This window comes from Flavobacterium limi, assembly GCF_010645075.1.
Classification (GTDB): domain Bacteria; phylum Bacteroidota; class Bacteroidia; order Flavobacteriales; family Flavobacteriaceae; genus Flavobacterium; species Flavobacterium limi.
Window position 1 is genome coordinate 46,093 of sequence record NZ_JAADZV010000014.1, and the last position, 14,154, is coordinate 60,246.

Annotated in this window: 10 protein-coding genes; 2 read left to right on the forward strand and 8 right to left on the reverse strand. The window is 35.0% G+C overall.

The genetic code is table 11. The features are described from left to right. Positions 1–145: 145 nt before the first annotated feature. From GXM16_RS21265 to GXM16_RS21295, 7 genes are all read right to left on the reverse strand, one after another. Positions 146–1,174 (reverse strand): isoaspartyl peptidase/L-asparaginase family protein, encoded by a 1,029-nt coding sequence (locus GXM16_RS21265; protein WP_163396507.1) that lies wholly within the window; start codon positions 1,172–1,174, stop codon positions 146–148. A 31-nt stretch (positions 1,175–1,205) separates the two neighbouring features. After that, positions 1,206–2,285 (reverse strand): putative glycoside hydrolase, encoded by a 1,080-nt coding sequence (locus GXM16_RS21270; RefSeq protein ID WP_163396508.1) that lies wholly within the window; start codon positions 2,283–2,285, stop codon positions 1,206–1,208. A gap of 2 nt (positions 2,286–2,287) precedes the next feature. Next, positions 2,288–3,433 carry a glycoside hydrolase family 18 protein gene (locus GXM16_RS21275; RefSeq protein ID WP_229684417.1) on the reverse strand — a complete coding sequence of 382 codons (1,146 nt, stop codon included), beginning with the start codon at positions 3,431–3,433 and terminating at the stop codon, positions 2,288–2,290. 50 nt (positions 3,434–3,483) lie between these two features. Continuing rightward, positions 3,484–4,548: a carbohydrate-binding family 9-like protein gene (locus GXM16_RS21280; RefSeq protein ID WP_163396510.1), complete on the reverse strand. Its 1,065-nt coding sequence runs from the start codon at positions 4,546–4,548 to the stop codon at positions 3,484–3,486. Positions 4,549–4,555: 7 nt separating this feature from the next. Continuing rightward, positions 4,556–5,521 carry a glycoside hydrolase family 130 protein gene (locus GXM16_RS21285; RefSeq protein WP_163396511.1) on the reverse strand — a complete coding sequence of 322 codons (966 nt, stop codon included), beginning with the start codon at positions 5,519–5,521 and terminating at the stop codon, positions 4,556–4,558. A 228-nt stretch (positions 5,522–5,749) separates the two neighbouring features. Then, the gene (locus tag GXM16_RS21290) at positions 5,750–7,627 is read right to left on the reverse strand and encodes a sodium:solute symporter family protein (protein WP_163396512.1); all 1,878 of its coding nucleotides are present in this window, start codon (positions 7,625–7,627) and stop codon (positions 5,750–5,752) included. A 30-nt stretch (positions 7,628–7,657) separates the two neighbouring features. Next, entirely contained in the window at positions 7,658–9,901 is a 2,244-nt protein-coding gene (locus tag GXM16_RS21295) for a GH92 family glycosyl hydrolase (RefSeq protein WP_163396513.1), read from the reverse strand. Positions 9,902–10,024: 123 nt separating this feature from the next. On the opposite strand from GXM16_RS21295, the gene GXM16_RS21300 reads away from it, so the two are divergent. Further along, on the forward strand, positions 10,025–11,083 hold the full coding sequence (locus tag GXM16_RS21300) for a sensor histidine kinase (protein WP_163396514.1): 1,059 nt from the start codon (positions 10,025–10,027) through the stop codon (positions 11,081–11,083). Positions 11,084–11,148: 65 nt separating this feature from the next. After that, positions 11,149–11,862: a LytR/AlgR family response regulator transcription factor gene (locus tag GXM16_RS21305; protein ID WP_163396515.1), complete on the forward strand. Its 714-nt coding sequence runs from the start codon at positions 11,149–11,151 to the stop codon at positions 11,860–11,862. A gap of 279 nt (positions 11,863–12,141) precedes the next feature. Here the strand turns inward: GXM16_RS21305 and nagB are convergent, their stop codons facing one another. Further along, on the reverse strand, positions 12,142–14,055 hold the full coding sequence (nagB, locus tag GXM16_RS21310) for a glucosamine-6-phosphate deaminase (RefSeq protein ID WP_163396516.1): 1,914 nt from the start codon (positions 14,053–14,055) through the stop codon (positions 12,142–12,144). Between the last annotated feature and the right edge of the window lie 99 nt (positions 14,056–14,154).

A 14,154-nucleotide genomic window follows, 5' to 3' on the forward strand; every position in this document is an offset into this window, starting at 1 on the left:
CGAGTGTGATTTCTCCTTTCAGTCGAAATGACAATACTTTGCGTATAACTTAGCTATGTGTTAGGAAACGAGGTTCCTTTTTATTCTCTTATTTAAAGACATAAAAAATCTATGTTTCTATGTGTTTAAAATTTTTATTTCAATCTTATTTATCCCAAGACATTTTAAATTTCGCATCTTCCATTCTGTGTCCTTTTTCATCATCAGAAATAGCATAATTAAATCCAGATCGCAAACTGTAACCCGCATGTTCCCCGTTTTTATTCAAAGCGATAAAACCAACCTGCAGGTATTCCATGTCTTTGTGGTTTTTATGTTTGTTGTAAATACGTTCTGTGATTTCTTTACAGGCATCGTAAGGTGATTTTCCCTGACGCATTAATTCGACCACCATTGCGCTTCCTGCAGTTCTGATAACGGCTTCTCCTAAACCTGTTGCTGCAGCCGCTCCTACTTCGTTGTCCAGGAAAAGACCCGCGCCGATTATTGGGGAATCACCTACGCGTCCGTGCATTTTCCAGGCAGCACCACTCGTGGTACAACCACCAGAAAGATTACCTTCCTGGTCTAACATTAGCATGCTTATGGTATCGTGGTTTTCTATATTGATAACGGGTTTGTATTTAGAATCTTCCAGCCATTTTTTCCAGTCTTTTTCAGATTCCGGAGTTAGTAAGTTTTCTTCTTTAAATCCTTCAGATAAAGCAAATTGTAACGCGCCTTGTCCCGCTAGCATTACGTGAGGTGTATTTTGTAACACTCTTTTGGCAACAGAAATTGGGTGTTTAATTCCTTGCAAAAAGCAAACCGAACCGCAGTTACTGTTGTGGTCCATTATACAGGCATCTAAAGTTACTTTTCCTTCGCGGTCCGGATATCCTCCGTAACCAACGCTGCGAACTGTAGGATCTGCTTCAGGAATTTTAAGACCTGCTTCAAGTGCGTCTAAGGCTGATTTTCCTGCTTTCATTTGTTTCCAGGTTTCCTGATTGGCCGGTAAACCGTGATTCCATGTCGAAATCACAACTGGCTTTTTTACCCTTTTTGAAGGAAATTCCAGTGTTTCTTCTGTCTCCTCTTCTTGATTTTTTGCAAATCCTCTAAATCCTAAAACAGAACTTATAGCTAATGTGCCTAAGGTTGTTTTTTTTATAAAATTTCTTCTGTTTGACATGGTATTTTACTTTTAAATGAAATCTTCAGAATTATTTTAAACCTGCTTTTGTTTCTTTAATGGTTTTTAAATTACTTTCAGATAAAGCATTTCCGTCAAAGAAAGTAACTCCTATCGCTCCGTTTTCTTTTGCAAGTAAAATAGCTTCTTTCAATTCCTTATCATTTTTCAATCCCGGAATATAAATTCCTGTATTGATTTTGGTTTTCTTATCTTGTAAATCAGTAACTCCCTGTTTTGTAGCATACCCTACCCAGTCAATTTCTTCATCATAAAAACTGTGGTAAATCATTGGATATACTTCGTCAATATTCCACTTGTCCCAGCGCTGGCGTACCATGTGATCTGCCATTTCAGGATAAGGAAAAACAGCCGCAGTTAATTGTTTGTTGTGTTTGTGTGCAATTTCATATGCATCATCAACAACAGCTCTAATGGCATTTAATCTGAAATTTTTCCACTCCATATCGATAGAAGTGTTATGGCTTTCTTTTGGATTTTTATGATGGATTTTCCCGAATGCTTTTACACATTCATCACAATAGCAAAAGTCGAATTGCGGTAATTCTACATCCTGAACCAAATTATATTTTGGCAATAAGCTGATTGGCAAAAAGATGTCCGGGAAACGAATATAATCCAAATGTACACTTTTGATTCCTTCAACTTTTGCTAATTCTTCCACTAAATGTAAAACGTGATTTCTTGATTCTTTTCTGGTTGGACAAAGCCATTGGTAATAATCGACATAAGGGCGATTATCAAAACAGGATTTTCCTTCTTTACTAACCTGATACCATTCCGGATGCTGTAAAGCAACTGAATCTCCGGGTCTGTTCATCGCCATAATCCAGGCGTGCACTTTTAAACCTTCTTTTGTTGCCAGAGGCACTACTTTTTTTAAAAGTTTTGGATCTGCTCCTGTATTGATTAACACTTCATCGATTCCGGCGTTTTTGTATTTTTTAAATTCTTTTGTATAGTCCGCATCAGATTTTTTAGCATCTGCCGTTGTCCAGACCCCGAATTTAAAAGTAGTTTGGGATTCTTTTTTGCCACATGAAAGAACACTAAGTGACAGTAAAAAAAATAATAGTTTTGTTAGTTTCATACTTAATTTCTTTGTCTTGTTTGACCTGCACTTTGGTACAATTTGTTTAATAACTCCTGTTTATTGTCTAAGCTATATTCCCAAAACATAGCGCCGCCTAATTTTTTCTGTTTAATAAATGCTGTCTTTAAAGCAATTTCTTTTGGAGTTTCATAGGAAATAAAAATATTGTCCTGAGCATTCCATAAATAAGATGCTTTTGCAGCATCATCATATAATTCCTGAAATTTTCCTGATTTTAATTCCGCAGCAATTTCCCAGGATGACACAATAGCACTTCCTGTTAAGGCTGACTGGTATAAACCATTATTTACCGGTGTTACTTTTTCCCACTTTCTTCCATAAAAAGGAACTCCTAAAATAAGCTTTTTGGCAGGCACACCTGTTTTTAAAAATTTATCTACTGACTCACTAATACTGTTTCCTCCAAATTTTTCTTCTTTTGATGGATATAAATTAGCGTGATGTCCTGTTTGATAAAACCAACCGTTATAAAAATCGTAGCACATCAGATTTACAAAATCAAGATATTGATGTGCTTTTTTTAAATCAGTATGATTAATATATTCCTGATCTGTTGCTGCTGCAATAGAGAGTAAATAATGCTTATTATCTACCTTAGTTTCAATTTCTAATTGTTTCCGCAATTCGCCTAATAGTAAAGTAAAATTTTCTTTATCTGAAGGTCTGAAGATATTATCCTCTGCGCGCTGCCCGGGAAATTCCCAATCGATATCAATTCCGTCAAAACCATGAGTTTTCATTAGTTTGACAGCACTTTTAGCAAATTTTTCTCTTGATTGGGCATAAGCAGCTATATTTGAAAACTGATCTGACCAGACCCAGCCACCAATAGAATACAATATTTTTAAATCCGGATTTTGCTTTTTAAGCGCCATTACGCTTTCTATTTTCGCTTTATCTGTAGCCAGTTCAAACTGAACATTACCATCAACAATATTAGCAAAGGCATAATTAAGATGAGTCAGCTTGCCCGCATCAATTTTTGCCGGATCAAAATTCTCATAGCCGGCAACGTATCCAATTATTTTAAAATCCTCTTCGGGTTGATTTTGTTTTCTTTCTAATGAAGAACAAGCAAAAAACACACTGATAATCAGGACTAAAAAAACTGATTTAATTACCATATTATGTTGTTTAAAATGAATCATTACTGATAAATTGTCTAAATTATTTTTTACTTTAAAAACTGACCATCTTCTTTTATGGTAAAAGTTTGATCTGAAAAAGGGCTTTTTACCAAAATATTATATCCCGAAGAATGATTTTCTAAGATAGGTTTTAAAACCTTACCATCGACTTTGATGGTTTCTTTCGTTAAATCCGTTAATGCCTTTGCCCAGACTTTATTTTTTTGATAATATTCTTTTTGAACACGATATAAATTGTATAGTTCCCATTTTACTTTTTCGTCCTGGGGAATTATAAAACTGTCATTTTCTTTAGTAGAAAAATAAACATATCCCCATTTTTCGGGTTCATGCATGTTTATCACTCCCATTGGCGACCAGACCCAATTGTACTCAGGCAGAAATTTTCCGTCGGCACCTTTTTTACGCTCATATTTACCGCCAACAAGAGAATGCTGCCAGTTTACTCTTGAGAAATTAACTCTCCAGAATTTATCTGCCGGCACATTATTTTCGTTGTAAGATTTTTTATAAGATGCCCAGGGAATTGCCATTTCTAAAACCCAGCCTTCGTCAAGATCGTTAGGATCATTAAGCGTTCCGTTTATTTTTACTGCCGATTTAAGCCCTGGAATATTCCAGTCGTTTAAAACAACATTATCATTTTCTCTGTATGGTTTTGACAAAAACAGATCCCAGGCTGTATTTAAAGCATTAATTTCTAATTCATAATAATTAAACGTGTCGCCATCAGGATCAATGAAAACTTCAAAATCGTTGTTGTAAAAAATAATGGTATCACGTTGTTTTAAATTTGCCCAGACATGCGGCTCCTCAATTTTTGCTAAAATATAAAAATTGGTTTCATCCCAGAGCATTTTAACTTTTGTTGCATATTTGGGTTTTACGTTATTTTCAATATCTTCAAAAAGAGCTGTCCACTGTACTTTATTCCATGAGGCATCAACTTCCTGGCCATCAATTACAATTGTTTCTGAAGTTTTGGCTGCCACATAAGTTTCAGGTACAATCGTGTGTTTTTTTGATTGAGAAAAACCCGCAATCGAAAAAAATACTAAAACAAGTGTTAAACATTTAAATTTTAAATACATGTTTTTTCTATAAACTATTATCTTTTGTAAACTGAATTACCTCACTTAATTTACCAAATGCTATTGCTACAGCGGTATCTGCAGCACCATAATACACTACTAGTTTATCCTGTTCTGTATCGTGTAAAGCGGCACACGGGAAAACAACGTTTGGCACATCACCCACCATTTCATAAGTTTCTGCAGGTCCTAATAAGTAAGGCTGTGTCCTGTATTTTACCTTATCCGGAGAGTCCATATCTAAAAGTGCTGATCCCATGGCATAACGAAAACCGTTGCAGGTATTGATAACGCCGTGGTAAATCATTAACCAGCCTTCGTCAGTAAGAATCGGTATTGGCCCTGCTCCTACTTTAGTACATTGCCATGCGCTGTCTTCAAAAGGAGATGGTTTCATGACCAGACGGTGTTCTCCCCAATATTTCATATCCGGGCTGTAACTGATCCATATGTCTCCAAAAGGCGTATGTCCGTTATCACTCGGACGGCTTAACATGGCGTATTTTCCGTTTATTTTCTGTGGAAATAAAACACCGTTTCTGTTGAATGGCAAAAAAGCATTTTCGCATTGAAAAAATTCTTTAAAATCAAACGTATATCCGATACCAATTGTTGGCCCGTTATATCCATTACACCAGGTAATCCAATAACGATCTTCGATAAAAACAACACGGGGATCGTATTTATAAGCCGATTCTATCATTTCGGTATTTCCGGACTGCATTACGATTGGTTCGTGATTAATATCCCAATCGATACCGTTCTTACTGAAACCGGCAAAAATATTCATTTGAACCGCTTTATTGTCACATCTGAAAACACCAGCATAACCATCTCCAAAAGGAACTACTGCACTGTTAAAAATACTATTTGATGATGGTATAGCGTATCTGTCAATAATTGGATTTTCAGAATATCTCCACATTACATCTTTACTGTTTTCGGGTTTGTCTTGCCAGGGAATTGTGCTCATGCTCTCTTTCTTTATTATTATAGTTGTTTGATTGCTGTTTTATTGTTCTGAAGCAAACTCCACGCAATCTTTGTCATTCCGAGGAACGAGGAATCTCTGCGAGAAATCTACAAATATTGACAAATTCCCGTGAGGAGCTTCTTGCGGAAATCCTTCCTTCGTCAGGATCACAAACTGTGGTTGAACTTTGACGAGCTTTTATGTTTAATTTTCTAATTACCGAATTATCTAATCTTCTATTTTTCTAACTTTATCCAGCCATGTAAATTTTAAAATCGTTGTTGTCATTAAAAACACAACTAATGCTGTAATGGCTTTTGGATAATCTTTGATGATGAAAAATATCGGAAGCAGAATCATACTCGACTGCCATACAATTCCGATCACACAATTCATCATATCTCTGTAGAAATCATTATTTTTTTTGAAAGCCTGATCTTCTGTTTTTAATTGTTTATAAACCGGGCTCCAGAATCCCCAAGGTCTTACGTTGGAATAGAACGATTTTAAAACTTCCATTTCTGTCGGCTGGCTCAAGTACGTTCCTAAAAGGCAACCTAAAATTGAGAATCCGAATATTAATGGGAACAGGTAAATGGCCTGTACCTGAGCTAAATCATATAAAAGAGAACCTTCGGTTAAATTTGCTTTATTCATCCCTAAAATAAACTGCAGCGAAGCAATGATTAATCCGGCGAACATTCCCCAGAAATACCCCCAGCCGTTAAAACGCCACCAAATCCATTTTAGGAAATTGGCTGCTACGTAACCTCCATACAATGCACTTGTAATCCACAGCGTTAAAGAGTTGATAGAATCTGCAAAGAATCCCATGAAAACGCCTAAACCCACTACAAGGAAAGACGAAATCTGGCTTACTTTAATATAATGTGCATTTGAAGCTACTGGTTTGAAATATTTTTTATAAATATCATTTACAATATATGCCGGTCCAGCGTTTACGAATGCTGAGAATCCCGACATAAAAGCGGCTAATAAACCGGCTAAAAGAATTCCTTTAACTCCAACCGGAATGTATAAATTCACCACTTTTGGCATTAATAATTCCAGGTCAGCTCCTGTTAATCCTGTGTTTGCGTTTAATTCAGGCGCTAAGTTTACTAACGCAATTACCACGATTCCGGTAATTAATAAATATCTCGGAATGAATAAAATCAGGTTGGTAAAACCACTCATATAAGCGGCTTCTTTTACAGATTTGGTAGAAAGTACTCTTTGTAAATCGTAACTTGGCGTTGGACCAGCCACACTTGCAAAGAATCCTTTAAATAAGGTCATTCCGATAAAAGCGCCAAACATTTTGTAACCTTCAGAATCAATTAAATTATTGAAGTGCTGAAATTTATCACTCCATTGGGTTTCAAACTGCCATCCGAAAAAGACATTTTTCCACTCTTCGGTAATAACCTCATTAATCTGTATATCAGTGTAATTGATAAAAGCATAACCTGCAATCAAAACACCGGCAATAATCATGATTAAATACTGTACAACTTCTGTGGCAACTACAGAGAACATTCCGCCTTTTACGGTGTAAATGGTTGTTAGAAAAATAATTAATAAGGCATAAGAACGTTCAGATGTCAATAAAATCATATCGCCGTAATGGAGCGTTAAATCCCACGGAAGGATGATAGTTACAAATTTTCCGATACCTTCAAAAAAGTAAGCTATAAAACCAATGGTCGAAATGATTGCAAAAATGGCCACAATAATGTGTGATGCTTTTCCGGCTCTGTCACTCCCAAAACGGGTTAAAATCCATTCAGATCCCGTCATTACTTTTGATCTTCTGATCCAGACCGCAAGGAACATCATCACGAAAATCTGGTTCCAAATCGGCCAAAGCCACATAAACATAAAACTTTTTACTCCGTATAAAAAAAGAACCCCAATCATCCAGGAAGTTCCTGAAACATCAAACATTCCTGATCCGTTGCTAAGACCTAAAAAATACCATTTGATTGTTTTTCCGCCAAGGAAATAATCATCGAGTCCTTTTGATGCTTTTCTTGAAATCCAGATTCCTATTCCGACAGAGAGGAGAATATAAGCTACGATAATTGATACGTCAATGATATCCATTAATTTTTATTATTAGTTAGTTTATGTGGTTTAGTTTTTTATTCCCCAGTTTTTATTGGGCTGTGCTCCCATGACAAAATGTAAAATTCCGCCTTGCAATATTTCTTTATGCGATATTACTGTTGTATTGAATGGAACACCATTAAGTGTTGCTGATTGGATATAGAAATTTTTCTCTGAAACATTTTCTGCTTCAATTACAAACGTTTTTCCGCCTTCAAGATTGATGGTGGCTTTTTCGAAAATCGGGGTTCCAATTTCATATTCTCCAGAAGCCGGATTCATTGGATATAATCCCATGGAACTGAAAACATACCAGGCCGACATTTGTCCGCAGTCTTCGTTTCCGCTCAATCCGTTTGGAGTTGTATTATATTGTGTGTCTAAAATATGGCGTACCCAATATTGTGTTCTCCACGGCTGACTGGCATGGTTAAACATATAGGCGATATGGTGGCTTGGTTCGTTTCCGTGTGCATATTGACCAATTAACCCTGAAATATCGGCAGAAACATTGCTTCCCGTGATTTCTGAACTCTCTGTAAATAACTGCTCCAGACGTTTTGTAAACACTTCGTTACTTCCATGAAGCGAAATTAAATGATCTACATCCTGAGGTACAAACCAACTGTGCTGCCATGCATTTCCTTCGGTATAATCAGTATGTTCTCTGTGATTGGAATGTTTCGGATCAAAAGGCTCATTCCATGATTTCCCGTCTTCAGATTTGCCTCTCATAAACCCAGTCTTTGGATCGAATAAATGCTGGTATGCCTGAGAACGTTTTAAGAAAAACTGGTAATCTTCAGTTTTTCCTAAAGCTTTGGCCATCTGTGCCACGCACCAATCGTCATAGGCATATTCTAAAGTAATGGTAACCGATTCGTCTAATAAGTTGTACGGAATATAACCGTATTTTTTATAGAAATTCAATCCGCGTTCATCCTGCATCATGGTAGCTTTCATGGCTTCGAATGCTTTTTCGGCGTCAAAGCCTTTTATACCTTTTAAATAAGCATCTACAATTACAGGAATGGAGTGATATCCTGTCATTGTGTTAGTTTCGTTTGCGTATAAAGTCCAAACCGGTAATATTTTTCTAGTCTCATAATACGCTAACATGGAGTTCACTATATCTGATGTTTGTTTTGGAGCCAATAAAGTCAATAAAGGATTTTCGGCTCTAAAAGTATCCCATAGCGATAAGGTAGAATAGGCGGTATAATCTTTTGCTGTAACAATCTGATCATCCTCTTTTCTAAACTGACCGTTTTTATCACTATAGGTTACAGGGGCAACTTGTGTGTGATACAATGCTGTATAAAATATGGTTTTTAATGAATCTACAGGTGTTTCAACTTCAATCTTGTTTAATGTGTTATTCCAAATTGAAGAAGCTTTAGATTTTATATTTTCAAAACTTGCTTTTTCTCCGTCTAAATTATCTTTGGCATTGGCAACACTTACTGATGATAACGCAACTTTTATAAATAATTCCTCTGAGTTTTTCGGATCAAAAAATAATTGTACTGCTGTATTTGCTGCTTCCGCTGTTTTATCACTAACAATTTGTTTATCAGCTAACAAAACTGATTCCGAAATTGGCTTTGAAAATTTTGCTACAAAAAATACTTTCTGATTTTTTGCCCAGCCTGTACTGTAACGGTAACCACTAATAGTATATTCGTCTTCAATTGTTAATCCGGTTTTCAGCGTTTTATCCCAGTTAATAGCAAATCCCAAATCAATTACTACAGATTGTTTGTCGTTTTTTGCAAAAGTGTACTTATGATAAGCTGTTCTTTTTGTGAAAGTTAATCCTACATTGATTTTAGGATCTTCAAGAAAAACCTGGTAAGAGCCCGGTGCTGCTTTTTCGTTAACATGACTGTATTTAGATTTGTAGGGTAATTGATCCCGTGAAGTTGTTTTTGTAGTTAAATCAAGCTTTCTATTCGTTGGCATAAATAAGATGTCTGCCAAATCTCCAATACCGGTTCCGCTTAAATGTAAATGACTGAAACCGGCAACTATAGAATCTGAATGATGATACCCTGAACACCAATCCCAGCCTGAAATACCGTTGTCCGGACTTACCTGAAGCATTCCAAATGGAACTGTTGCTCCCGGATAAGTATGCCCATGCCCACCGGTACCTATAAAAGGATTTACGTAGTCCGTAAAAAGTGTCTTATGATTATGATTTTTGTTTACATTTATTTTGCAACTTGCAACTAAAATAAAAAGCAAAAGCAGCACCGTAGAATTCTTCATATAAAAACAATCTTAATTTAATTTTAAATTTAAACAAATTCAACTTTCAATTAAAAGTAATTTAGACGGACGACGTGTAAACTAAGATAAACATCAAAAAAAATCATAAAACATATTCATAGTATGAATTTAAATTCCGGCAAATTTTATCGATTACCCCTGCACTATCACTTTTTTTTCTGGCTTACTTATTTTTTGTTTAATACATTTCGCTGGGGAAGCTATTTTAATGATTATCTGTATTCCTTAAAAACAAACTTGTTAGGCTTTCCTATTCATATGACATTATGTTATCTGAATATTTTAGTATTTATGCCCTATTTGGTGTATCGAAAAAAATATCTTCTGTATGTGCTTTCCATTTTTTCATCCATATTTATAATGGTATTCATAAAATTTAATCTCACATACCTATTAATAACACATAACGTCTGGCCTGAAGGACCAGAAACCATCGATAAGCTAACCCTAAATTATACTATTGACATGATGATGGGTGAACTCTATGTAATCACTTTTGTGACAGCAATCAAGATTACATTTGATTTTCTGAATGAACAAAAAAGAGTAACTGATCTCGAAAAATCACAATTGGAAACAGAATTACTGTTCCTGAAGTCTCAAATTTCACCACACTTTTTTTTCAATACACTTAACAATATTTATTCTTTATCGGTAGAAAAATCAAATAAAACCCCAAAAATTGTTCTGAAACTTTCTGAATTAATGCGCTACATGCTGTACGATACAAAAAGTAAAAAACAGTCTTTAGAGAACGAGATACTTTGTATTCAAAATTATCTGGATCTAGAAAGAATTAGAAATGATGACCGCTTAGAAGTCAATATGTCTATTTCTGGAGATATTCATGATAAAGAAATTTCTCCTGTGATTTTACTGACTTTTATTGAAAATGCATTTAAGCATGGTGTCAATAAAAACACCGGAAAAGTAAAAATTGATATTAGTTTTAAGATAAAAGAAGACTACCTGCATTTCACTATTTCGAACCCAACTCCGGAAATCACAAAGCATAAGGACAATTTTAACCAGTCCAGTGGCATAGGTTTGGAAAATGTAAAAAAAAGACTTGAATTAGGTTATAATAAAAATGATTATAAACTTTCATTTAAAAATAAAAAGAATATTTTTGTCGTAAAGCTTGTAATTAAAGTGTCTTAGAAGAAACTCCTTCTTTTTTTACCACTACGACTATTAAGTTTATTCCTCTCAAAAACATATAGTAAATGAAAATAAATTGTTTGATCATAGATGATGAGCCATTAGCGATTAATGTTATTAAAAATTACCTGGAACCTGTTGAAAATTTTGAGATAATAAACACGTTTAGCAATCCTATTGAAGGTTTAAATTTTTTAAAAAACAATAAAGTTGATGTAATTTTTCTTGATATCAATATGCCTGTCCTTGATGGTATTAATTTTATAAAAAGTCTGGAAAACCCTCCAATACTTATCATTACAAGCGCATACAGTCAGTTTGCTATTGAAACTTACGAATTAGACGTTTTAGACTATTTGGTAAAACCAATTGAATTTCCGAGGTTAATGAAAACCTTAAACAAGATTAGCAAAAGACTTAACACCAGCAGCAATGTTCAGCAGGAAAACAATCCTGAAAGCCCTTTTATTTTTGTCAAGATCGACAAGAAGAGAATGAAGAAAATATTTTTTAATGAAATTTTAGTGATTGAAAGTCTGAAAGATTATCTAAAAATAAACACTCTAACTGGTAAATACATAATTCACAGTACATTATCCGATTTCACTGATTTATTACCCGAAAGGAATTTTTTAAGAATACACAGATCATACACTATCGCTATTGATAAGATCGATGCTGTTGAAGGAAACAGTATTGAAATTGAAGGTCTTAGATACGTAATTGGAAGATCTTATATTGATCATGTAAAACAAAGAATATTGAATTCTTCTATTTAAAGTTTGTTTTAAAATTTATTATATCAAACCTTTTTCAGGTTCTTAACTTTGAAAAAGGTTTCTTTTTAATGTAAGGTTACCCCTGAGGCAAGAGTTATTAGAAAACAGTTAGACAAAAATTAAGGATTTTAATCGGTTGTTTCTTGTCTGATTTCTAACTCTTCGAAATGAAAAAACAAAAAAAATGCAGCTTTAACCGGAGCTGCATTTTCACATTGGTAACTAACCAAAATAAACCACAATGAAATAGTTTATTATATTTTAAAAAGATTTTACAATCTAGAAATGATATCGCTTAAAAGCTTCGATTGCTGAATAATCTGCAAGTCCCAGAGCATGATATTTTTCTGCTGTCATTCTGTTTCTGTCTTCAACTCTCACCCAGAATTCCCTGCTGTCATCTCCCTGAAACATCACTCCGTCTTTTTGAGACTGGTGATAGAAGATAGCATGACGTTTTTTCAGTACCTGATCAGGGCTCATTGGAACCGCCATTTCAATTTGGTACGACTCCCATTCATGCCAGGCTCCTCTGTAGAGCCAAACCCAGCAATCATCCATAAAACTTTTATGTTTTAATCTTTTTAAAGCCTCAAACAAACTGTCTAAACAAACTTTATGGGTACCATGCGGGTCTGCTAAATCTCCTGCAGCATAAATCTGATGTGGTTTTATTCTTTCGATAATGTCGCACATAATTTGTATATCGGCTTCACCGAGGTTATTTTTCTTCACTGTACCTGTTTCATAAAAAGGCAAATCCAGGAAGTTTACATTTGAATCCTGCAAACCCAGATATCTGGTAGCTGCCAGAGACTCACTTCTTCTAATTAGACCTTTTAATTTTCTAACTTCTAATGAATCAATATCATTCGCTTTTTTATTCTTTAAAAAGTTGATTATGTTTTCAGATTCCGTAGAGTTTTTATTCAATGCCATCGAGATTTCGGCAAATTTTAAAGCTTCTTCATTTGAAACAGCAATATTTCCGGATGTCTGGTAGGCAATATGAACATCATGTCCCTGCTCAACCAATCTGTCGAAAGTTCCTCCCATTGAAATAACGTCATCATCAGGATGTGGGCTAAAAATGATAATTCTTTTTCTTTCCGGAGTTGCCCGTTCCGGTCTGTATGTATCATCTGCATTGGGTTTTCCTCCGGGCCAGCCCGTAATAGTCTGCTGCATTTTATTAAACATCTTAATGTTTAAATTATAAGCAGTTCCTTCCTCGCTCAGCACGCTTGACATTCCGTTATCATTATAATCCTTATCGGTCAGTTTAAGGAAAGGCTTTTTAGTCAATTCACTTAACCAGGCTACAGCTTTCAGTTTTAACTCTTCGTCCCAAACCACAGATTTTACCAGCCACGGTGTTTTTACCCTGGTCAACTCTGATGAAGCCTCGGTATCTAAAACAAATGTTGTGTTACTGTGCTGTTGTAAATAGGTTGCTGGTACTCTTGGGGAAATTTCACCTTCTATCGTTTTTTTGATGATTTCCGCCTTACTGATTCCCCATCCGAGAAGTACAATTCTTTTAGCAGTTTTTACAGTCCCAATTCCCATTGTAATGGCTTTACGGGGTACATTATCAATTCCTAAAAATGAAGATGCTGCATCAATGCGTGTTAAATGATCCAGTGTAATGCTTCTTGTTCCGGAATTAACGTGAGATCCCGGCTCATTAAACCCGATATGACCTGTTCTTCCAATTCCTAAAAGCTGAAAATCCAAACCACCGTATGATTTAATTTTCATTTCATAATCAATACAATATTGATGTAAATCTTCATTACTGATATTTCCGTCGGGAATATTAATATTTTCCGGCTGAATATCAACATGATCAAAAAGATGCTCATGCATAAAATACCAGTAACTCTGAATATTATCTTTATCCATTGGATAATATTCATCCAGATTGAAAGTTACCACATTGGCAAAACTTAACCCCTCTTCTTTATGCAGTCTTACAAGTTCTTCATAAACTTTTACAGGTGAAGATCCTGTTGCCAATCCTAAAACGCAAGGTTCATTTAATTCTTCTTTCCTCTGAATTATGTTTGCGATTTCCTGTGCAACTAATACAGAAGCTTCCTGAGATGATTCAAAAATTACGTTATGAATCTTCTCAAAACGTGTTTCTTCAAATTTTCCGGCTTCTTTAAAATTTATATCTTCTTTAATCATTTACCTGTTCCTTTAATTATATAGTATAAAATTAAGGATTAGTATAGCTGTAAAATTAAAAATTCGACTAATAACCTCTGAACTTCGGCAAAAGACATA

Coding starts and splice junctions, on each gene's coding strand:
- nagB (WP_163396516.1), bottom strand. CDS start 14,055: ATGATTAAAGAAGATATAAATTTTAAAGAAGCCGGAAAATTTGAAGAA.
- GXM16_RS21270 (WP_163396508.1), bottom strand. CDS start 2,285: ATGAAACTAACAAAACTATTATTTTTTTTACTGTCACTTAGTGTTCTT.
- GXM16_RS21295 (WP_163396513.1), bottom strand. CDS start 9,901: ATGAAGAATTCTACGGTGCTGCTTTTGCTTTTTATTTTAGTTGCAAGT.
- GXM16_RS21285 (WP_163396511.1), bottom strand. CDS start 5,521: ATGAGCACAATTCCCTGGCAAGACAAACCCGAAAACAGTAAAGATGTA.
- GXM16_RS21265 (WP_163396507.1), bottom strand. CDS start 1,174: ATGTCAAACAGAAGAAATTTTATAAAAAAAACAACCTTAGGCACATTA.
- GXM16_RS21290 (WP_163396512.1), bottom strand. CDS start 7,627: ATGGATATCATTGACGTATCAATTATCGTAGCTTATATTCTCCTCTCT.
- GXM16_RS21275 (WP_229684417.1), bottom strand. CDS start 3,433: ATGGTAATTAAATCAGTTTTTTTAGTCCTGATTATCAGTGTGTTTTTT.
- GXM16_RS21305 (WP_163396515.1), top strand. CDS start 11,149: ATGAAAATAAATTGTTTGATCATAGATGATGAGCCATTAGCGATTAAT.
- GXM16_RS21280 (WP_163396510.1), bottom strand. CDS start 4,548: ATGTATTTAAAATTTAAATGTTTAACACTTGTTTTAGTATTTTTTTCG.
- GXM16_RS21300 (WP_163396514.1), top strand. CDS start 10,025: ATGAATTTAAATTCCGGCAAATTTTATCGATTACCCCTGCACTATCAC.